Consider the following 20,244-nt stretch of genomic DNA (forward strand, 5'->3'; position numbering starts at 1 on the left):
GTGAATCGCACCGGGAAAATTGCCATCGTCCTCGCCATTGTCGGGTTGGCCGCAGGTTCTGCCTGGAAATATCTACAGGACCGCAGCGCCGAACAAGCGCTGCGCGGTATCGCCAGCGGCAATGGACGCATTGAAGCCACGGAGATCGATATAGCCGCACGGACAGCCGGCCGCCTTTCGGACGTGCTCGTCAAGGAAGGCGATTTTGTCGAAGTCGGGCAGATTCTGGCCCGGATGGATATCGAACAGCTGACCGCCGAGAAACGGGAGGCCGAGGCGCAGCTTTCAAGGGCGAGGATCGGCATCGACACGGCCCGAAGCTTCGTCACCCAAAGGGAAGCAGAAAAGGAGGCCGCGGCCGCGGCCGTTGCACAAAACGAGGTGGAACTCCAGTCGGCTCGAAAGAGGCTTGCCCGCAGCGAGCAGCTTTCCCGCAGCGGCTCGGTCTCGGAGCAGGTTCTTGACGACGACCGCGCTCGCGTCGACACATCGGTCGCAACCGTCGCAGCCGCTAGGGCGAGGCTTGCGGCAACCGACGCAGCCATCGGTTCGGCCAGATCCCAGGTGATTGACGCAGAAGCATCAGTCGAAGCGGCGCAGGCGACGATCGCCAGGATCGAGGCGGACCTGCGCGATTGCGAACTCAAGGCGCCGCGCAGCGGCCGGATCCAATACCTGGTCGCCCGGCCCGGCGAAGTTGTCGCCGCCGGCGGACGGGTTCTCAACATGCTGGATATCGGTGATGTCTACATGACCTTCTTCCTGCCGACTGCCGAGGCCGGGCGGACCGCCATCGGCAGCGAGGCGCGCATCGTTCTCGACGCCGCACCCCAATACGTCATCCCGGCCAGGATATCCTTCGTTTCGGACATCGCGCAGTTCACGCCCAAGACGGTCGAGACGGAGGAGGAGCGTCAGAAGCTGATGTTCCGCCTGCGCGCCCAGGTCCCGCGGGAACTCCTGCAGAAATACGTGGCGCAGGTGAAGACCGGACTTCCGGGTCGGACCTATGTCAAAATCGATTCCAACGCCGCATGGCCGGCCGCGCTAGCTCAACCGCTTACGCCTTGATTTGGAGCAGTCAGCCATGGTTGATCCCGCGGAACCAGCCTTCGTCGCTCGTCTGATGGGCGTCAGCCACACCTACGGCACTACCCTCGCGCTCGACGGGATATCGCTGGATATACCGCAAGGGCGGATGGCCGGCTTCATCGGCCCGGACGGGGTCGGCAAGTCGACGCTTCTTTCGCTGATCGCCGGCGCTCGTTCGATCCAGCGGGGCGATGTCCAGGCGCTGGGCGGCGATATGCGCGCCGGCCGCCACCGCCGCCGCGTCTGCCCGGCCATCGCCTATATGCCGCAGGGCCTCGGCCGCAATCTTTATCCAACCCTGTCGGTCTTCGAAAACGCCGACTTTTTCGGAAGCCTGTTCGGCCAGAACAAGGCCGAACGCCAACAGCGCATCCGCACGCTCCTGAAGCGCACGGGCCTTGCCGGATTCGAGGATCGGCCTGCCGGCAAGCTTTCCGGTGGCATGAAACAGAAGCTCAGCCTCTGCTGCGCTCTCCTCCATGATCCTGATCTCCTTATTCTCGACGAACCCACAACCGGCGTCGATCCGCTGTCGCGGCGTCAATTCTGGAACCTGATCGACGACATCCGGGCAGCGCGGCCGCAGATCAGCGTCATTGTCGCAACCGCCTATATGGAAGAGGCCGCACGCTTCGACTGGCTGGCAGCCATGGATTCGGGAAAAGTCCTCGCAACCGGCTCTCCACAGGAGATCCTGGCGCACACAGGCGCCGCTACACTCGATGACGCCTTCATTGCACTGATGCCCGAGGACAAGCGATCTGCGCATCACGCGGTGGAACTTCAGCCGCCGCCCTCGTTTGATGAGGCGGATTTTGCCATCGAGGCGCAGGATCTGACCATGCGTTTCGGCGCCTTCACCGCCGTCGACAATGTCAGCTTCCGTATCCGTCGCGGCGAGATCTTCGGCTTTCTCGGCTCCAACGGATGCGGCAAATCCACCACCATGAAAATGCTGACCGGGCTGTTGCCGGCAAGCGAAGGCACGGCCAAGCTGTTCGGCAGGCAAGTCGACCCGCGGGACATGGATATCCGCAGACGGGTTGGCTACATGTCGCAGGCATTTTCACTCTATACCGAGCTGACGGTGCGACAGAACCTCGACCTGCATGCGCGCATCTTCCGGCTCCCGCCCGAGACAATTCCGACGCGCATCGAAGAAATGGGGCGACGGTTCCAGCTGCTGGAAGTCATGGATACGCTGCCCGACGCGCTACCGCTCGGTATCCGGCAGCGGCTGTCGCTCGCCGTCGCCCTAGTCCATTCGCCCGAGGTTCTGATCTTGGACGAACCGACGTCCGGGGTCGATCCGATCGCCAGAGATCAGCTCTGGGCAATGCTGATCGAACTCTCCCGCAAGGAGAAAGTGACGATTTTCATCTCCACCCACTTCATGAACGAGGCAGAGCGCTGCGATCGCATCTCGCTGATGCATGCCGGCAAGGTATTGGTGAGCGATACACCCGCCGCAATCCAGGAGAACCGCCAGGCGGCCACGCTTGAAGAGGCCTTCATCGGTTATCTCGAAGACGCCACGATGGAGACACCCGACGTGGTGGCGACGGAATCGGAGGAAGGCTCCGACACGCCGGTGCCTGCCGCCCCGCCGCATCGACGGCTTTTCGACCTGCGCCGGATCTTGAGTTTCAGCCGCCGTGAAGCCCTTGAGCTGCGCCGCGATCCGATCCGCGCCACACTGGCGCTGATCGGCAGCGTGATCCTGATGTTCGTCGTCGGTTACGGCATCAACATGGATGTGCAGAACCTGACCTTCGCCGTGCTCGACCGAGACGATACGGTCGCCAGTCGGGACTACGTCGCCAATATTGCCGGTTCCCGCTACTTCATCGAAGAGCCGCCACTTCAAGACTATGCCGATCTCGACGGGCGCATGCGAGGGGGAAGGCTGAAACTTGCAATCGAGATACCGGCAGGTTTTGCCGAACGCGTCGCGCGGGGCAACGACGTGGAGATCGGAGCGTGGATCGACGGGGCGATGCCGCAACGGGCCGAGACCATTCGCGGCTACGTCCAGGGAATGCATGCGGCCTGGCTTGCCCGGCATATGCGGGAAACCTACGGTGACGCGGCGGCTGCGTCGTTCTCGATCGAAACCCGCTTTCGCTACAATCCCGGCATCGAGAGCCTGGTTGCCATGGTGCCTGCCGTCATACCGTTATTGCTGCTGTTGATCCCGGCGATGCTCACGGCCTTGTCCGTCGTTCGGGAAAAGGAACTCGGTTCGATCGTCAATTTCTACGTGACGCCGGTCACCAGGCTCGAATTTCTTTTGGGCAAGCAGATTCCGTATCTCGTCCTCGGCTTGGCGAATGCCGCCCTGCTCTGGCTGTTCGCCGTCCTCGTCTTTCAGGTGCCCTTTACCGGCAGCCTGCTGACATTTGCGGCCGCCGCCCTGCTCTACGTCGCCTTTTCCACCGCCTTCGGCCTCCTGGTTTCCAGTTTCATATCGAGCCAGATCGCCGCGATATTCGGAACAACGCTGATGACTATCATTCCGGCGGTTCAGTTTTCCGGCATGATCGACCCGGTCTCATCGCTGCAGGGTCTCGGCGCGCTGATCGGCAAGATCTACCCGACCACCTATTTCAACATCATCTCGCGCGGCACTTTTTCAAAGGGACTGGCGTTCGAAAACCTCGGCAGCGCCTTCCTGCCGCTCGTCGTCGCAGGCCCTCTGCTCATCGCTGCGGCAACCGTCTTTCTCAAGAAGCAGGCAAGGTGAAGCATGCGGCCCGGAACAATCTTTTATCTCGGGATGAAGGAACTGCAGGGACTGGTGCGCGATCCGATCCTCATCGGACTGATCATCTATGCCTTTACCATCGCCGTCTATACCGAAGCAGAGTCGGTACCCGAAACCCTGAACAATGCCCCAATCGCCCTCGTCGACGAAGACAATTCGCCGCTCTCGCGACGGATCGGCGATTCCTTCCTGAGCCCCTATTTCAAGCAACCGGTCATGATCACGGCGGGCGAAATGGATGCGCGCATGGATGCCGGCACCGATACTTTCGCGCTCGACATCCCGCCGAATTTCCAGAGCGACCTCATCGCGGGCAAGGCACCGGTCATCCAGCTCAATGTCGACGCCACGCGGATGACCCAGGCCTTTTCCGGCTCCGGCTACCTGCAAAGCATCGTGACTACGGAAGTCTCGGATTTTGCACGTGCGAGCACTGTCGAGCAGGCCCCCAACGTCGAGCTCACGCTTCGGTCCCGCTTCAATCCGGAGCTGAACCAGAGGTGGTTTGCGTCGGTGATGAGCATCATCGACAACGTGACCATGCTGTCGATCATCCTGACCGGCACCGCCCTTATCCGCGAGCGCGAACACGGCACGATCGAGCATCTCTTGGTCATGCCGGTGACGCCGATCGAGATCATGCTGTCAAAGGTTTGGTCGATGGGCATCGTTGTCTTCTGCGCCACGTTGTTTTCGCTGATCGTCATCGTACAGCTCATGTTGCAGGTTCCGATCGAGGGGTCGCTGGCGCTCTTCATGGCGGGAGCGGCGCTGCATCTTCTCGCAACCACCGCCATGGGGATCGCGCTTGCGACGATCGCGGGATCGATGCCGCAGTTCGGGCTTCTGATCATGCTCGTCCTCCTGCCGCTGCAAATCCTTTCGGGAGCGACGACCCCACGCGAAAGCATGCCGGCAATGATCCAGACGATCATGCTCGCGGCCCCCAACACACATTTCGTCCTGATGGCGCAGGCAATCCTCTATCGCGGCGCCAGCCTATCCGTCGTTTGGCCGCAGCTCATCTGGCTTGCGGGGATTGCAACGATCCTGTTCACGTTTTCGCTGCGCGGCTTCCGCCGTTCGCTGAAGTAACCGCACCTGCCTGCGTCCGCATCTGGGATCTCAAACCGCGACCGGCGCCTCGATGGCGGGATGCGGATCGTATCCCGTCACCTCAAAGTCCTCGATGCGGTATCCATCAATGCTATCCGGCCGCCGCAGCAGGCTAAGCTTCGGAAACGGCCTCGGCTCTCTCTCAAGCAAGGTGTTCGCCATGTCGATATGATCGAGATAGAGGTGAACATCGCCCCCGACCCAGACCAGTTCGCCAGGCACCATATCCACCTGCTGCGCGACCATAGCGAGCAGGGCCGCCTGCTGGCAGACGTTGAAGGGGTTTCCGAGCCCCATGTCGCTCGATCTCTGAAGAACGAGAAGCGAAACCTTTGGGCGCCCCTCGCCCATGCCGGAAACGTAGAACTGGTACGTCATGTGGCAAGGCGGCAATGCCATCTGGTCCAGTTCTGGAACATTCCAGGCATGGAACAGCATCCGGCGGCTTGACGGATTCTTTCGAAGCGTTTCAATCACTCCCGAGATCTGGTCGTATTCCTTGCCGTCTGCGCCCTTCCAGCGACGCCACTGCTTGCCGTAGACAGGGCCGAGATCGCCCCATTCTTCAGCAAAAGCGTCGTCGGCCAGAATCTTGTCCTCAAAATCCTTCTGCGAAATCTCGGAGCCCGTTGCCTTGCGATATGCGGCGAGCGGCCAGTCGGTCCAGATGCGCACGTTTTCCTTCAGAAGCGACTGGATGTTGGTCTGTCCCGTCAGGAACCACAACATCTCCTTCACCGCGGTCTTCCAGAACACCTTTTTTGTCGAATAGACGGGAAACGTTCCGTCCGACAGGTCGAAACGCATCATCGCGCCGAACATGGAGAGCGTGCCGACACCCGTGCGGTCGATCCGCTTGTCCCCCTTTTCGAGAAGGTGGGTCAGTACATCGAGATACTGGTATTCCGGGTGTCTCAACGTCAAGGCGATGTCCTTTCGCGATGATCCACCGCCATGCGTCCGTTCGCGCGAGGGCCGGTGAGAACCGCCGATTCTTTAGCCAGAGATCTACATACTAGCACGGCAAGCCGGGGCCAATCTCGTTGCACCGCTTTCCCCGGCATTTCACCAGAGGCCTAATATGGTTCACCTGGGCACGTAATTGCGCCAGTTGTGCTTCTCGGAGAAGTTCAGAACCTCGCGGATCTTGCGGTTGCTGATCGGAGCTTCGAATTCGTCCAGCTCGCGCGTGATCGGCGTATTGGCGGCCCATCGCTCAAGGAATGGCCGCGTCGGCTCCCAGGCGGTGATCGTGTCGTTGACGGCGTTGAAGACCTGGAAGCCGAGGCCGTCCTTTTCGACGCAGAGATGGACGATCTGGCCGAGATCGCGGGCGTCGATATAGCTCCACGCATTGCGTTTGCGGGACGGCGGATCCGCAAGGAAGGCGGGAAAGCGGGCATAGTCTTCCGGCGAGATCACGTTGCCGATCCTCAGCGCATAGATATCCGCGCCGTAGCGCATGGAAAAGGCGCGTGCCGTCTTCTCGTTGACGACCTTGGAAAGACCATAGCTGTCCATCGGGTCGACGTCATAATCTTCCGTCAGCGGAAAGGAGCGATAATCCTTGTCTCCCTCGGCAAAGCAGACGCCGTAGGTCGTTTCACTGGAGGCGATGATCACTTTGCGGATGCCGAGTTTCATCGCCGCTTCGATGACATTGTAGGTCGATATCGTGTTGGCCGCGAATGTCGTATTGTCCGGCCGCATCAAGATTCTGGGAACCGCCGCGAAGTGCACCACCGCATCGACCGGCGCCGGCCCCTTCCCGGTCTGAAGCCCTTCGAACCCGAAATGCATGGAAAGCGCGTTGAAGGTCTCACCGCTGTCCGTCAGGTCGGTGATAAGGGTATTGACGCCCGGGCAATCCAGCGGCACGAGATCCAGGTTGAAGACCTCGTGTCCTTCGCCGACCAGATAAGGCACCGCATGCCGCCCGGCCTTGCCGCTGCCCCCGGTGAATACGATCCGCTTGCCCATGATGCCGCCTCCTCAAATCCCGTCCGGCCCGCCGCGTCTGTCGACATCGCCTGCCTGCTGCGACGAGGCATAGTCGAAACGACGTAACCAGTCCGATGATGAAGCATGGCACCGCCTGCCCGTCAATGTCGATCGCGGCAGCCGATTGCCGCTCCGCTTCGCAAGGAAGTGCGGTCAAGCGCTTCCCTTGGGCGTTGCCCGAACGAAAACGTGCCTCACGAACTTCACAAATCGACGAGGAGGAGCGCGCTCCATCGCTTGCCTCCCTGTAGGTTATCGGCCTGTTGAGTCCTGTTCAGCCAATCGCGAATCGGGCAGAAAAAGACCATTCCTCAGCCCGGAGCCTCGACATGCGTTTCCGCCACGCCCTTGCCGTCATCGCCTCTTTCGTGATCGCGGGGCCAGCTTTTCCGCAGGACCATCCTTCGGCCTTCGTCGGTTCGTGGGAGGTGGAAACAGGCAGCGCGGCCGGCAAATGCAACGTCGAACTCAAAAGCACGAGTTTCGCAGGCAAGCTCTCCGCCCGCAGCATCATGTGCCTGGGCCCTTTGGGCTTCCTGAACGGATGGACGCCGAGCCGAGAAGGCGTCACGCTGCTCGACGCCGGCGGCAGGGAGATCGGCAGCTTCGGACCGTCCCGCGGCAACCTCGTCGGACGTCTGAGCGACGGCAGCATTGTCACCATGAGACCGACGAGCGGCCAGCGTTTCGGCGGCAGGCGCGACGATGATCGCTGGCGGCCCGGCCGGGACGGAAACGATCGCGCGGACTGCTATCTGCGCGAAGATACCGGCCGTTGCGCCGATCCCGCCGACATTCCGCCGCCGCGGGAACGCCGTCTCGTCCGCTCGATCGGTCCGCTCAATGTCCGCAGGCAGGAAGATATGAGCAGTCCGGTCGTGACCCACACCGAGGCGGGCGAATGTTTCACCGTCTACGGCTGCCGCGATACCCGGTGGGGGCCCCGTTGCGAAGTCCGCTGGGGCAAGAACCAGATCGGCTATACGGTCAAGTATTTCGAGAAGAACGGGAAAAACTATATCGGGTTTCTGAACCGCTGCTGAAAACCCGGCCGCTTTCCCACGCCGTCGTCTGTTTCGAGGGGCCGGTCTTCATCACCACGATGGGCCGTGGGGAGGATTGCGGCGCGAGACGCGAAAAGTCTCAGCAGTGCGCAACCAATGCGAAGCATTGCCCGCCGATGCTTTGCCCGACCCTCCTATCCCGCCTTTGACTGTGTTGCCGTGCCACACAAACGACGTGAAATGGTGGTTGGAGAAGGCGGCGGTTGACAAGCATCAAGGCTCTGGCGATCCTCACAGATATGAGCGGGATGTATCGAATCACATCTAAAGCGATGGCACTGATGTTCCGACTGGTGATGATCTTGTCACTGGCTGGCTACAGCTTTTCTGCCGTCAGCGCCGCGATGCATCCGGAAAGCTCCGCCCAGATCGCGCAGATCGAAGAGGTCTATTCCTCTCACCATGGCGACGACCACGTCGCGATGGCCGATACCGATCACCACGGCAACCAGCACGACCACAGCAGCCCGGAGAAGTCCAAGAACTCCTGCTGCAAGGATTATTGCGGCATTGCGGCCATCACATGCTCCGGCTCTTCGTTGAGCCATCCGCGCGTGGTTTCCATTCGCGAGTTCATCAACGACACGGACCCCCGGGGCCAGCCGCCGAGCCTGCATCGTCCGCCCAACATCTGAGAACGCGCACCCGCACGGGCGGGTATAGCCGTGCTGCGAGCCTTATCGGTCGACAGCGCGATCATGCATTCATTCTCGGAATTTCATTATGAAGCACCTGTTTCTGGTGGTCGCAATGCCGCTGTTCGTCAGCGGATGCGCAGCCACCCTTCCAGAGGTCGTCGCCTCCACGGATCATCCTGATTCCGCAACGGATATCAGGCCTGTACGTTATCAAAATCCGGTTGGCGCCTACATCCATCGCCTGCCTCTCGACCCTAAACCCTGGCGTGGTCTCAATGATGCGCAAGCTCCGAAGGGAGGCGCATAATGATGCCTCGGACGATCAGGCTGATCTCCTCCATCGTGTTTCCGCTGGTTACGGCGGGCTGTGTGACGACCGACTACGCGGTCAGCGATGCCGGGTTCACCAACGCTTCTCTGAAGAGCAGCGAAGCGACCGGCAAACAGACTGTCTGGGTGCAAAACCAGCAGCAGGCGCAAGCGGTTCGGGAGCGCGTGAAAACGCTGATGGCGAAGAAGACCATCGACGTGGAGACCGCCGTCCAGGTGGCGCTCCTCAACAACAAGGGCCTGCAGGCGGCTTATGCCGATCTCGGCGACAGCGCAGTCGACGCATGGCAGACGCAACTGTCGGTCTTTCCGACCTTCTCCGTCGGCCTTTCGGGCGTCGGCACGCCCGGCCTCGAAGCCTATCGCGTGCTGGAAGGGGCGATCGCCGCCAACATACTGGCGCTTGCCACCTTCGACAAAAACATCAGGCTTGCCGACACCCGCTTCCGGCAGGCCCAACTCAATGCCGCGCTCGCGGCGATCTCGCTGGCTGCGGAAACCCGCCGCGCCTGGGTCAACGCCGTCGCCGCCTGGGAGAATGTTGCCTATCTCAACCAGGCGAAAGCTGCGGCCGATGCCTCATCCGAACTCGCCAAGAAAATCGGCGAAGCCGGATCGCTGACGAAGGCCGATCAAGCCCGGGAGCACGTCTTTTATGCCGAGCTGACCGGCGAGACGGCCAAGGCGCGGCTGGAAGCAAAGCTTGCCAAGGAGGAACTGATCCGGCTGATGGGCCTGTCGGGGACAGCCATCGATTTTCAAATCCCGAATCGCCTGCCCTCGCTGCCGAAGGCGTTGATCAAGCGTGACGATATTGAAGCGGAAGCCATCCACAAGCGGATGGACTTGCAGGTGGCGCGCCTGGAGCTTCAGGCAACCGCGCAGTCCTACAAGCTGGAGGACGTAACCCGTATCGTCACCGACATCGAGCTTGCGGGCACTTACGAAAAGGAACGCGAGCGCGAAGACGGCAGGATCCTGTCGGACGTCTCGAAGACCGCTTCGCTGGAGTTCACGATCCCGATCTTCGACTCCGGCCAGGCGCGGCTGCGAAAGGGCGAACTCGCTTATATGCGGGCCGCCAACCGGTTGGCCGAGCTCGCGGTCAACGTCCGCTCGGAAGCCCGCTCGGCCTACCTTGCATACAAGTCGAACTACGATATCGCGCGCCACTACCGGAACAACGTGCTGCCGTTGCGCAATGCCATCGAGGAACAATCGCTCCTCACCTACAACGGCATGATCACCAGCACATTCGAACTGATCGCCGACACGCGCGAGAAGATCGACTCCACCATCCTCGCCGTCAACGCCAAGCGTGACTTCTGGCTCGCCGAAGCGAACCTCGCCCCCGTCATCTACGGCGGCAGCACAGGTTCGGCCTCGGCGCAAACCGAGGTTGCGTCCGCTGAAGAAGCGACACGTGGCGGTCATTGAGAAAGGAAACGAGAATGTTCAATAGAAGACAACTTCTTGGAGCAGGTGCCGCCGGTGCCGCGCTCGTCTCCTCCCAGACATGGGGCCAGACTGCGAATATGGGTCTGCCGGAGGCGGCCGTCATGGACACCGCCGCAACCCAGACGCCGGTGCGTCCATCCGTCGGACCGGACTATAATCCGGTCGTCACCCTGAACGGGTGGACCCTGCCCTTCCGCATGAACAACGGCGTCAAGGAATTCCATCTCGTCGCCGAACCGGTCGAACGCGAGATGGCGGAAGGCATGACCGCCTACCTCTGGGGCTATAACGGCCAGTCGCCGGGCCCGACCATCGAGGCGGTCGAAGGCGATCGGGTCCGCATCTTCGTGACCAACAAGCTGCCGGAGCACACGACGGTCCACTGGCACGGCATGATCCTTCCGTCGGGCATGGACGGCGTCGGCGGTCTGTCGCAGCCGCACATTCCGGTCGGCAAAACCTTCGTCTACGAGTTCGACCTCGTGAAGTCCGGCACCTTCATGTACCACCCCCACTCGGACGAGATGGTCCAGATGGCGATGGGCATGATGGGTTTCTTCGTCGTTCATCCGAAGGACCCGAAGTTCATGCCTGTCGACCGCGACTTCGTCTTCCTGCTGAGCGCCTACGACATCGATCCCGGCACCTATGTGCCACGCGTCATGGAGATGACCGACTTCAACCTCTGGACCTGGAACAGCCGCGTCTTTCCAGGCATCGATCCGCTGGTCGTTTCCAAGAACGACAAGGTCCGCGTCCGCGTCGGAAACCTGACCATGACCAACCACCCGATCCACATGCATGGCTACGATTTCGAAGTGACCTGCACCGACGGCGGCTGGGTCCGGCCCGAGGCGCGCTGGCCGGAGGTCAGCATCGATATTCCGGTCGGGGCGATGCGGGCCTACGAGTTCGACGCAAAACATGTCGGCGATTGGGCGATCCATTGCCACAAGTCGCACCATACGATGAACGCGATGGGTCACGACATTCCCACCTTCATCGGCGTCGACAAGAAGGAGGTCGCCAAGAAGATCAGGCAGTTCCGTCCCGAATATATGCCGATGGGCACCGCCGGCATGGCGGATATGGGTGAAATGTCGATGGAAATACCGGAAAACACCGTTCCGATGATGACCGGATGGGGTCCGCACGGCCCCATCGAGATGGGCGGCATGTTTTCCGTGGTGAAGGTTCGCGAGGGTATCTCGGCGGGCGATTACACCGATCCGGGCTGGTACGAGAACCCGCCCGGCACACAGGCCTGGGAGTGGACGGGAAGTCTTCCCGACGCGCCAAAGGCAAAAGACGCAAAGACTTCGATCATGCCGGGACACCCCGATCACGGCTGATTGCCAACTTTCGAAACAAATAAAGGACCTGATCATGAAAACTGCAATTCTCGGCCTATTGCTGGCCACCCTTGCTACGCCCGTTCTGGCATCCGGCAGTCATGCTGGCGGTCATGGCGAAATGGCCGTTGGCGAACCGGGCGACAAATCGAAGGTCAGCCAGACCATCCGCGTCAGCATGAAGGAGACGCCGGACGGCAAGATGATCTTCACCCCGAACGACTTCAAAGTCCGCAAGGGCCAGACCATCCGCTTCACCATCAAGAACGAAGGCGAACTCGATCATGAATTCGTCCTCGACCAGGAAGACAAGGTGATGGAGCACAAGGCAGTCATGGAGAAATTTCCGGACATGGAACATGACGACCCGAATGCGGTCCGCCTTGCTCCCGGCAAGTCCGGCGAGATCGTCTGGAAATTCACGAACGACGGCGTCTTCAAGATCGCCTGCCTCGTTCCCGGCCACTACGACGCCGGAATGCACGGCGACGTCACCGTCGCCAAGAAGTAAGGAGTAATCCATGAAAACCGTTTTCAAACTTGCTCTCGTTACAGCGCTCGCCCTGACCTCGGTGTCTGCCGCGTTCGCCCAGGAATTCACCAAGGGGACGGTCAAGAAGGTCGATGCCAAGGCCAAGAAGGTCACGCTCATCCACGAGGAGTTGAAGAGCCTCGAAATGCCCGCCATGACCATGGTCTTCAACGTCTCCGACGACGCATTGCTGGCAAAGCTTAAGCAAGGCGCGAACATCCAGTTCGTGGCGGAACGCGTCAACGGCAAGCTGACCGTCACCCAGGTGAAGTGACAACGACGCCCCGCTTCCCCGGAAGCGGGGCCTCCCCTCAAGAGACGGGTTGAAGGCACAAGGCCTTCCACAGGTCCTCTTTCCAGTCGCCCATCACGGGTGGGTCATGCAGCCTGTAAACCGTAGCGCCGATCAATACCGTTCGTGGCGCCTGACACCGGATGCGCATGAGGTGGGTGCCGTTGTCGACAAAGATGGGTTCGCCGCCGGTCTTGTGCTCGGTCAACCCGATTGCGACGTCGTAATCATATTCGATATCTTCCGATATCGCCGCCGACGTGATCGTGAGGCTCACGGTCCGGCTGTCGGGGAACTGCGCAATGTGAAACGGCTGACGTTCCTGGGCTTCCAGACCCGAGGCCACGATGACGAATGCTACCACAGATAAGCAGAGACGGCCCATCGGCCCCTCCCAAGGCACGATACTTTAATAGTTTAGCATCGATTGGACTGGCGGGACAGCGATTGTCAGATACTGCGACGGCGGGTTGTTATTTGCACGAAGAAACCGGCGGATTGCGCCGATCCTGCCCGCCTGCCCATATCCCTGTTGACCAGCGGCAAAAGTGACCGATGGCCGATTTATAGGAGCCTTCACGCTTGTCACCCCTTTTCACCGGGGGTGGAAACGCCTATATCACGGTTGCCGGACTTCGGTCCGGCTATGGCAATAAACGGTCGGTGTAATAAACCTATTGGACCCGGGGGCGGTACCCGGCGCCTCCACCAAAAACCGGTCGGTCGCATGGGAAATCGCTGCGGACCGGCTTTTGATGGGGGCGAAATAGGATCGACAAGGGTGTAAAGATCGAACTTTTGCTCGGCATGATACCACCGTTATCGGGTCAAAAAGTGTAGTTGCAAACGACAACAACGCTAAGGGTTATGCTCTCGCTGCCTAATGGCGGTGCGGGAAATCCGAACTAAGTCCTTGGAGGTAGCACTTTAAGGCGGGGTCCGAAGGCACCTGGCAACAGAAGCCTTCACCTTCACGCCTCAGTCGAATATTATGAACTCTGACTCGGAAAACTTGGACGGGACTTCCCCGTGCCGAGCCGACATGGCATAACACGTCTGACTAACAGACGAGAGAAATGGAAAGACAGGACCGTATGGGGCAGGATCACATCCGTTACGACATTCTGGCACAGGACGCCTTGCGCGGCGTCATCCGCAAGGTTTTGTCAGAGGTTGCGGCGACCAGCCGGCTGCCGGGTGATCATCACTTCTTCATCACCTTCCTGACCGGTGCGCCGGGGGTGCGGATTTCGCAGCATCTGAAGTCGAAATATCCCGAACAGATGACCATTGTGATCCAGCACCAGTTCTGGGATCTCAAGGTCTCGGATACGCAGTTCGAAGTCGGCCTTTCCTTTTCTGATACGCCGGAACGTCTCGTCGTGCCTTTCAATGCCATCCGCGGCTTTTACGACCCCTCGGTGAATTTCGAACTGGAATTCGAGGTGCCGCTCGCCGATGAAGACGACGAGACCTCCGCAGAGATCACCGCGATCCCGGTCGAGGCCGTTTCGAAACCAGCCGACGGGGAAGCCTCGGCCAAGCCGAAGACGGACGAGGAAAAGAAGCCCGGTTCCGTCGTTTCGCTCGATTCATTCCGCAAGAAGCAATAGCGGGGAGGCGCTGCCCATGAGCGCCGACATCGTCAACCTGCGCCAGTTCCGCAAGGACAAGGCGAGGCTCGAAAAAGAGAAGGAGGCGGAGCAGAACCGCCTCACATTCGGCCGCGCCAAGGCGGAAAAATCACTCACCAATGCGCGGAACGAGAAGGCCGAGAAGACCCTTGATCAGGGCCGGCTGGACCAGCCGCCACGCGGCGATGAAGGCCCTCCGGACCATTAACCTCCCGCTAACCAACACCCGGCCCATGCGCTTGACGTTACAAGCGTCGCAGTCTGTATAGGCGAACCTCGTACCGTCTATCCCGGAGAGCTTCGTGATCCGAAAACATTCCGCGACGCTTCACGGTCATCGCACCAGCTTTTCTCTTGAAGACGAATTCTGGCTGGAATTGAAGGCGATCGCTGCGCAGCGGGGCATTAGCCTCGCCAGCCTCATCGCCGAGATCGACGACCAGCGCTCACCCGAAAGCAACCTCTCCTCGGCCTTGCGGCTGCACGTTTTGAAGTGGCTGAAGGCGCCGCGACGTTAGCAGCGCTCCCACCGGCTATCGTTGAACGCCGGGCAGGCCCGGCAAATCGGACGGCGGCATTGCGGGGAGGTTCTCCCGAAGCATGTCTTCGGTGGGCGAGACGATGAACGGCGTCCGGTCGATCTGCCGCTGCCGCTCTTCCTCGGCGGCGCGGGCCGCGGCTTCGGTCGCCTGTCGCTGACGCTCCTCTTCGGCGGCCCGCTGGCGCGCCCGCTCCTCGGCGGCCGCCTTTTCGCGTGCTAGCTGCCGTTCTGCGGCCTGGAAATTGTAGAGCGCCACTTCACGGCGAAGCCGCTGTTTCTCAAGAACGCTCGCCTGCAGCGTCTCGACGCGCCGCCGCTCCTGCTCGAACGCGCGCTGGGACAGGAAGTTGCCGATCGCGGTGATGTCGATCCGTTTGGTCGGCCGCGTCAGCCGGCCGGAATAGTCGAGCCGAACGGTCGGATCGCCGCCGGCGAGCGCCTCCTCGCCGGCATCGTAGGTGATGGCGAGGTCCGCCGACAGGGCGTCCTCCAGAAAATCGAAGCGGCCCTCGCCGGCGAGCTTCGTTGTGCCTACGGCCGCAACAACGTTCTGCGCTCTCGCCTCTCCCGCCGTAATCGTCATCGGAATGGTGAGACTGCCGATCCTGGCATTTCCCTGATGCACAAGACCAGTGACGATGGGCCGAACCTTCTCCTCCGTCACCTCGCCGCCGAGCTTGTCCACCTGCGCCATCAAGGGCTTCATCGCGTCGGAATTGAGACCGGCAACGGTCAGATCGCGGAGCCTCAATTCGGCCGAACCGCTCACGCCACCGAGCAATTCGGCGAAGCTTCTGCCGGTCGATTCCGCAGAAAGATCGAAGTCCAACTTTCCTGTTGCGACCGGCTTTTCCTCGACTGCCCAGACGAGCGGCCCAAGATCGGCATTCTCCGCCGACGCCTGGGCCTGCAAAAGTCCTATCCCGTCTCCGGTGGACATCATCAGGCGACCCGCAAGCCTGCCCCCCTGCCAGGCGCCTGCCGCGTTCTCGACGACGATGCCGCCGCTGCGATGGGTGATCCGGCCGGAAAAATCCGCAACGTCACCCAAGGCATCGGTGCGGAATGCGCCAGCCTTCACATCGAGAGCGATGTCCAGGTCGCCGAAGATCGGCCGCGCAAAAGGTTTTGACGAAAGTCCCCCAGTCTGCGGATTGCCGAGCGGGCCGAAGATTGCCTCTCCCAACCACGCAAGATCGAGGGTATCGACCTGGAGCGTACCGATCGCCGGCATTCCCGGCGCCTTGCGGTCCACCGTGATGCCACCGCTCATCGAGTTGCCGTCGACGTCGCCCCTGATCGCGGCGACTTCGACGGCGCCGGGCGTCATGCTGATATCCGCATCCAGAGTGACCGGCAAACCGGTCCCAAACTGCGGCAGGCCGATGCCGTTCATCAGCAGATAGGGTTCCAGATCGACGCTTTTCAACGTCACATGGCCGCGGCCCTCCCCGAAGCTCTGATCACGGATGTCCACGTCACCAGCCAGGTACAAGGAGGTCTTGCCGGTCTCGAAGGCGAGATCCGCTTTCGCAAGTCCCTCGGGACCTTGCCTGAGGTCGAGTGAGAGCCGCCCCGGACCATCGCCATCGAAAGGCAGAGGTTCCAGCCCCGCCTGCCCGAAAAGCACCATCGGTTCGGTATTCTCGAGAGATGCATTGAGCGTCAGCGCCGTATCGCCGGTAAGGTCGAAGAGACCCGAAAGCGTCAAGGCACCCAGGACCGCGCTGCCGTTCGATGTTCCGCTGACACTCACATCCACGCCGCCCGTCTCGCCGCCCACGGTCAGATTAGCAACCAAACTCGTATTGGCGAACCACGTGGAGTTCCGGGAAAGCCGTTGCAAAACCGGATGCGGCGGCAGCCGGTCGCGCAGCATGGCAAGGAATGCCGCGGGATCGGCGGAATGGAAATTCAAGGTGCCGTTGCCGGAATAGGAGAGCAGGGAGCCTTCCACCCGGCCCTTGGCCGAGATCGTCGCACCTTCGAGATTGCCGACCGTCAGCCGCTCCAGCGACAGCGCTCCGCCCGCCACCGTAAAGGCGGTGTCGACATTGTTTGCGGCGACGCCGAAGGCGGTGAATCGGTCCGCCTTGAGCGTCGCGGCAACCTTGTGATCCAGGACGTCCCGTCCCGCATCCTCACCGGTCACCAGCGAGGCAAGCGCACGCATGGCATCGATATCAATCTCGTTGCCGGCAAGGCTGACGGAAAGGTTCGGCGTCTGGTCATTGGGCGACTGACGCTCCAGCCGGCCCTTGAGCGTTGCCGGACCGATCGCCAGTTCGAGATTATCGAAGCGCTGCAGCTCCGGCGTCAGATTGACCGCCGCTGAAAAACCCGTCGAGCGGAGCTGGCGGATCTCCGGTGCGACATTGCCCGACAGCCAGTCCGCAAGCCCGGACGGCTGGTTGGAGGCGACGAGCATGTTCCCGACAAAGGAAATCCGGTCGCGCAGAAGAAGATTGCCCTTCGCTTCGAGATGCGTGCGGCCCGGCAAGGTCGCCACGACATTGTCGACCGTCCAGCCCCGTCCCGCCGGGCGGATATCGAGCTTGATATCGCGGATGGTGGTGTCGTTTGCCACGATCGCCGGCAGCCTGAGACTGGCCCGCCCCGGCACCTGCGGGATCGGGATCGATGCGGCCATGCGGATGAAATTGTTGATGCGGCGTTGCGCCGAGGCCGCCGGGTCGCGGCCGGTCTTTGCCCGGACGCCCTCACCCAGCCGGTTGACATCGATCTGCTGGCCATCGGCCGTCAGCAGGAATTCCGGCTTCTGGCCGGTGTCGAGCGTCGCCTCGCCGGTGACGACGTAAGGATTGTCGAGGGCGCCGACCTCCAGCCGGTATTGCGGGATACGGATGCGATCATTGGTAAGCTCGAAGCCGCCCTTCACCCGCGGCCCAGGTGGCGGTGCGATCACAGGTTCGGTCTCGTCTTCCTCCTGCAGGACATCGAGGGTGAAATTGCCGTTATAGGCCGGTCTATTGTCCGCGAGCGTCAGTTCGCCGTCGAGATTGATCTCGACCGGCTGTGCGTCCGGCCACAAACGCAGGCGCAGCGGCATCCGCTTGGCCGCGACATCCGCGGTGCCGCTGGAGACGTTGAACCGCGCCTCGTAACCATCCAGCGCTGCATTGCCCTCGCCCCGCCAGGGGCCATTCAGCGAGGCTGCGGAAAGATCGGCTGAGAGATCGGTTATCTGCCGCGAGCGGCCGGACTGTTCATCGATCAAATCGATCTCGCCGCCCGTCACGTGGATGCCTTCGATCACGACGGTTCGTGCGGGAATAGCGGCGCGACTGCCGCGCATCCAGTCGAGCGTACCGTCCTGCAGAAGGCGGATGCGGGCCTTGGGTTCTTCGATGCGCATGTCGAAGATCCTGGCCTCGCCGGAGAGAAACGGCGCCAGCTCCATATCCATGGAAAACCGCGCCACCTGCACCAGCGGCTGGCCGTCCGTATCCGCACCCACCCGCACGTCGTGAAGGGTGACGGAGGGAAACGGCAATATACGCGCATCGACGGCGCCGTGGACGGAAACCTTCTTCCCGAGGATGCGGCTCGCCTGCTCCTCGAAACCGACGCGGAAGCTGGACCAGTCGACAAAGAACGGCGCCAGCAGTGCCGTGAACAGCGCCACCACCACCAATCCGCCGAATGCCAAAAGGATGCGACCGAGCAACAGGTATCTCCGTGATCTCGACTAGAAGAGTAGTTCCATCGGGTGCTTAAGCAAGTCAAGCTTCAGGGAGCGTGTCATTCGCCATTCCGGAAGATCTTGCCGGGATTGAAGATATTGTCGGGGTCGAGGCTCTTCTTGATGGAGCGCATCAGGCCCACGGCACTTCCCAATTCCTCCTCCAGGAAGGCCATCTTGCCCTGGCCGATGCCGTGTTCGCCGGTGCAGGTTCCATCCATGGCGAGCGCCCTCCGGTTGAGACGCTCGATGAAGGCCTCCACCTTTTCGACGGAAGCCTGTTGCTTGCCGTCGAAGAGCACCAGCACATGGAAATTGCCATCCCCGGCATGGCCGACGATCGGCGCGAGCAAGCCCTGTTCGGCAATGTCCGCCTGGGTTTCGGCAACACATTCGGCAAGCCTCGAGATCGGCACGCAGACATCGGTCGACAGACCATCGAGTTCCGGCGCCAGAGCCCGGCTCGCCCAATAGGCATTGTGCCGGGCGTCCCAGAGTTTTGCGCGCTCCTCGACATTGGCGGTCCAGCGGAACTCGTCGCCGCCGCACTCGGCCGCAATCTCCGAGAACTGTTCCGATTGCAGGGCGACGGTTTCTTCCGTGCCGTGGAATTCGAGGAAGAGCGTCGGCTTTTCCGGATAGGAGAGTTTGGAATAGGCATTGCAGGCGCGCATCTGCACGTCGTCGAGCAGCTCGATGCGGGCAACGGGAATGCCCATCTGGACGGTCATAATGACCGCGTCGCAGGCGGCTTTCACGCTTGGAAAGGCGCAGACCCCGCCGCCCACCTTTTCCGGAATGCCCTGCAGGCGCAAGGTAACGGAGGTGATGACGCCGAGCGTTCCTTCCGAGCCGACGAAAAGCCGCGTCAGATCGTAGCCTGCGGAGGATTTTTTGGCGCGCTGTGCCGTGCGGATCTCTTCGCCATCGGCGGTGACGACCGTGAGCGAAAGGACATTGTCCTTCATGGTGCCGTAGCGGACCGCATTCGTGCCGGACGCCCGTGTCGCCGTCATACCGCCGATCGTGGCATTGGCGCCGGGATCGATCGGAAAGAACAGGCCCGTGTCGCGAAGCTCCCGGTTCAGTTCTTCACGCGTGATGCCCGGCTCTACCGTAACGTCAAGGTCGGCCGAGCTAACCCGAAGAACCTTGTTCATGCAACTGAAATCAATTGAAATTCCGCCGGACGGCGCATTGACCTGGCCTTCCAGGGAAGAGCCGATGCCGAACGGGATGATCGGTACCCGATGCGCCGCGCAGGCTTTTACGACCGCCCTCACATCCTCTGCGGTTTCTGCAAAGACGACGCCGTCCGGCAACTGCGCCGGAAGATAGGTGGTCGTGTGCGCGTGCTGCTCCCGAAAGGACTGCCCGGTCTGGAAACGCTCGCCGAGGGACTGTTTCAGGATGCCGAGGACAGTCTTGATACCTTCCTCGTTGCGAAGGCCCGCCTTCACGTCCTTGACCGCCATGCTCAACTCCCACCGATTTCAGAGATTGGTTAGGCGACGGGTCCTGCTTTGTCCAGAAGAATAGCATCGGGAGATGGTCTGCGGAGACAGACTCCTCCCTTGGTGATGCTCGGATTTTTCGTTCGGACGGGGCGCTGGGAGCTGCCTCGTAAGTTTTAGTTTAGGCGGCACCTCTCAGCGCCCCGTTCGGCGGTTTTTATCCGCGACTCCGGTCCCTCTGCAGTGGCCTTTCCGGATGGTGTTCGTTTGACC

18 protein-coding genes and 1 other RNA gene are annotated in these 20,244 nt (G+C 61.3%); 14 read left to right on the top strand and 5 right to left on the bottom strand.

From position 1 onward, the window contains the following. The 3 genes from C5L12_RS20005 to C5L12_RS20015 are packed head-to-tail and all read left to right on the top strand — an operon-like array spanning nucleotide 1 to nucleotide 4,951. Entirely contained in the window at nucleotides 1-1,071 is a 1,071-nt protein-coding gene (locus C5L12_RS20005; RefSeq protein ID WP_105373821.1) for an HlyD family secretion protein, read from the top strand. A 16-nt stretch (nucleotides 1,072-1,087) separates the two neighbouring features. Beyond that, on the top strand, nucleotides 1,088-3,835 hold the full coding sequence (gene rbbA / locus C5L12_RS20010; protein WP_105373822.1) for a ribosome-associated ATPase/putative transporter RbbA: 2,748 nt from the start codon (nucleotides 1,088-1,090) through the stop codon (nucleotides 3,833-3,835). Nucleotides 3,836-3,838: 3 nt separating this feature from the next. Then, complete coding sequence (locus tag C5L12_RS20015) at nucleotides 3,839-4,951, top strand: ABC transporter permease (protein ID WP_105373823.1); 1,113 nt, start codon at nucleotides 3,839-3,841, stop codon at nucleotides 4,949-4,951. A gap of 30 nt (nucleotides 4,952-4,981) precedes the next feature. On the opposite strand, the gene thyA is transcribed toward C5L12_RS20015, so the two are convergent. Further along, nucleotides 4,982-5,896: a thymidylate synthase gene (gene thyA / locus C5L12_RS20020; protein ID WP_105373824.1), complete on the bottom strand. Its 915-nt coding sequence runs from the start codon at nucleotides 5,894-5,896 to the stop codon at nucleotides 4,982-4,984. Nucleotides 5,897-6,058: 162 nt separating this feature from the next. After that, nucleotides 6,059-6,952 carry an NAD-dependent epimerase/dehydratase family protein gene (locus C5L12_RS20025; protein WP_105373825.1) on the bottom strand — a complete coding sequence of 298 codons (894 nt, stop codon included), beginning with the start codon at nucleotides 6,950-6,952 and terminating at the stop codon, nucleotides 6,059-6,061. Between the two features lie 350 nt (nucleotides 6,953-7,302). Here C5L12_RS20025 and C5L12_RS20030 point away from each other — a divergent pair, with 350 nt between their 5' ends. The 7 genes from C5L12_RS20030 to C5L12_RS20060 all read left to right on the top strand — a co-directional run bounded on the left by C5L12_RS20030 (nucleotide 7,303) and on the right by C5L12_RS20060 (nucleotide 12,621). Further along, a complete protein-coding gene (locus tag C5L12_RS20030; RefSeq protein WP_105373826.1) occupies nucleotides 7,303-8,016 on the top strand; it encodes an AprI/Inh family metalloprotease inhibitor in 714 nt (237 codons plus the stop codon). 224 nt (nucleotides 8,017-8,240) lie between these two features. Next, nucleotides 8,241-8,672 carry a hypothetical protein gene (locus tag C5L12_RS20035; RefSeq protein WP_105373827.1) on the top strand — a complete coding sequence of 144 codons (432 nt, stop codon included), beginning with the start codon at nucleotides 8,241-8,243 and terminating at the stop codon, nucleotides 8,670-8,672. Nucleotides 8,673-8,760: 88 nt separating this feature from the next. Beyond that, a complete protein-coding gene (locus tag C5L12_RS28460; RefSeq protein ID WP_105373828.1) occupies nucleotides 8,761-8,982 on the top strand; it encodes a hypothetical protein in 222 nt (73 codons plus the stop codon). Next, nucleotides 8,982-10,442: a TolC family protein gene (locus C5L12_RS20045; protein WP_105373829.1), complete on the top strand. Its 1,461-nt coding sequence runs from the start codon at nucleotides 8,982-8,984 to the stop codon at nucleotides 10,440-10,442. The genes C5L12_RS28460 and C5L12_RS20045 overlap by 1 nt, the downstream gene beginning before the upstream one ends. A gap of 14 nt (nucleotides 10,443-10,456) precedes the next feature. Further along, a complete protein-coding gene (locus tag C5L12_RS20050) occupies nucleotides 10,457-11,815 on the top strand; it encodes a multicopper oxidase family protein (protein WP_105373830.1) in 1,359 nt (452 codons plus the stop codon). A 34-nt stretch (nucleotides 11,816-11,849) separates the two neighbouring features. Beyond that, nucleotides 11,850-12,326: a cupredoxin domain-containing protein gene (locus C5L12_RS20055; protein WP_105373831.1), complete on the top strand. Its 477-nt coding sequence runs from the start codon at nucleotides 11,850-11,852 to the stop codon at nucleotides 12,324-12,326. A 10-nt stretch (nucleotides 12,327-12,336) separates the two neighbouring features. After that, on the top strand, nucleotides 12,337-12,621 hold the full coding sequence (locus C5L12_RS20060; protein WP_105373832.1) for a copper-binding protein: 285 nt from the start codon (nucleotides 12,337-12,339) through the stop codon (nucleotides 12,619-12,621). 37 nt (nucleotides 12,622-12,658) lie between these two features. On the opposite strand, the gene C5L12_RS20065 is transcribed toward C5L12_RS20060, so the two are convergent. Then, nucleotides 12,659-13,024 carry a hypothetical protein gene (locus C5L12_RS20065; protein WP_105373833.1) on the bottom strand — a complete coding sequence of 122 codons (366 nt, stop codon included), beginning with the start codon at nucleotides 13,022-13,024 and terminating at the stop codon, nucleotides 12,659-12,661. 203 nt (nucleotides 13,025-13,227) lie between these two features. Here C5L12_RS20065 and ssrA point away from each other — a divergent pair. From ssrA to C5L12_RS20085, 4 genes are all read left to right on the top strand, one after another. Further along, nucleotides 13,228-13,609, top strand: a transfer-messenger RNA (tmRNA) gene (gene ssrA / locus C5L12_RS20070). Nucleotides 13,610-13,733: 124 nt separating this feature from the next. Then, nucleotides 13,734-14,252, top strand: coding sequence for an SspB family protein (locus tag C5L12_RS20075; RefSeq protein WP_105373834.1), 519 nt, complete (start codon nucleotides 13,734-13,736; stop codon nucleotides 14,250-14,252). A gap of 16 nt (nucleotides 14,253-14,268) precedes the next feature. Further along, entirely contained in the window at nucleotides 14,269-14,481 is a 213-nt protein-coding gene (locus tag C5L12_RS20080) for a DUF4169 family protein (protein WP_105373835.1), read from the top strand. A 94-nt stretch (nucleotides 14,482-14,575) separates the two neighbouring features. Then, nucleotides 14,576-14,791, top strand: a complete 216-nt coding sequence (locus tag C5L12_RS20085; RefSeq protein WP_105373836.1) for a ribbon-helix-helix domain-containing protein — start codon at nucleotides 14,576-14,578, stop codon at nucleotides 14,789-14,791. A 15-nt stretch (nucleotides 14,792-14,806) separates the two neighbouring features. On the opposite strand, the gene C5L12_RS20090 is transcribed toward C5L12_RS20085, so the two are convergent. Together C5L12_RS20090 and C5L12_RS20095 are read right to left on the bottom strand one after the other, a co-directional pair. Then, complete coding sequence (locus C5L12_RS20090) at nucleotides 14,807-18,502, bottom strand: AsmA family protein (RefSeq protein WP_105373837.1); 3,696 nt, start codon at nucleotides 18,500-18,502, stop codon at nucleotides 14,807-14,809. 74 nt (nucleotides 18,503-18,576) lie between these two features. Next, nucleotides 18,577-19,992: an FAD-binding oxidoreductase gene (locus C5L12_RS20095; protein ID WP_105373838.1), complete on the bottom strand. Its 1,416-nt coding sequence runs from the start codon at nucleotides 19,990-19,992 to the stop codon at nucleotides 18,577-18,579. Nucleotides 19,993-20,244 lie beyond the last annotated feature (252 nt).

Origin of the sequence: Neorhizobium huautlense (assembly GCF_002968575.1) — a bacterium.
Taxonomy (GTDB): Bacteria; Pseudomonadota; Alphaproteobacteria; order Rhizobiales; family Rhizobiaceae; genus Neorhizobium; species Neorhizobium huautlense.

Bases quoted from the DNA above. Each gene is read 5' to 3' on its own strand.
- rbbA (WP_105373822.1), top strand. From the start codon at position 1,088: ATGGTTGATCCCGCGGAACCAGCCTTCGTCGCTCGTCTGATGGGCGTC.
- C5L12_RS20015 (WP_105373823.1), top strand. From the start codon at position 3,839: ATGCGGCCCGGAACAATCTTTTATCTCGGGATGAAGGAACTGCAGGGA.
- C5L12_RS20025 (WP_105373825.1), bottom strand. From the start codon at position 6,952: ATGGGCAAGCGGATCGTATTCACCGGGGGCAGCGGCAAGGCCGGGCGG.
- C5L12_RS20030 (WP_105373826.1), top strand. From the start codon at position 7,303: ATGCGTTTCCGCCACGCCCTTGCCGTCATCGCCTCTTTCGTGATCGCG.
- C5L12_RS28460 (WP_105373828.1), top strand. From the start codon at position 8,761: ATGAAGCACCTGTTTCTGGTGGTCGCAATGCCGCTGTTCGTCAGCGGA.
- C5L12_RS20045 (WP_105373829.1), top strand. From the start codon at position 8,982: ATGATGCCTCGGACGATCAGGCTGATCTCCTCCATCGTGTTTCCGCTG.
- C5L12_RS20050 (WP_105373830.1), top strand. From the start codon at position 10,457: ATGTTCAATAGAAGACAACTTCTTGGAGCAGGTGCCGCCGGTGCCGCG.
- C5L12_RS20055 (WP_105373831.1), top strand. From the start codon at position 11,850: ATGAAAACTGCAATTCTCGGCCTATTGCTGGCCACCCTTGCTACGCCC.
- C5L12_RS20060 (WP_105373832.1), top strand. From the start codon at position 12,337: ATGAAAACCGTTTTCAAACTTGCTCTCGTTACAGCGCTCGCCCTGACC.
- C5L12_RS20065 (WP_105373833.1), bottom strand. From the start codon at position 13,024: ATGGGCCGTCTCTGCTTATCTGTGGTAGCATTCGTCATCGTGGCCTCG.
- C5L12_RS20075 (WP_105373834.1), top strand. From the start codon at position 13,734: ATGGGGCAGGATCACATCCGTTACGACATTCTGGCACAGGACGCCTTG.
- C5L12_RS20080 (WP_105373835.1), top strand. From the start codon at position 14,269: ATGAGCGCCGACATCGTCAACCTGCGCCAGTTCCGCAAGGACAAGGCG.
- C5L12_RS20095 (WP_105373838.1), bottom strand. From the start codon at position 19,992: ATGGCGGTCAAGGACGTGAAGGCGGGCCTTCGCAACGAGGAAGGTATC.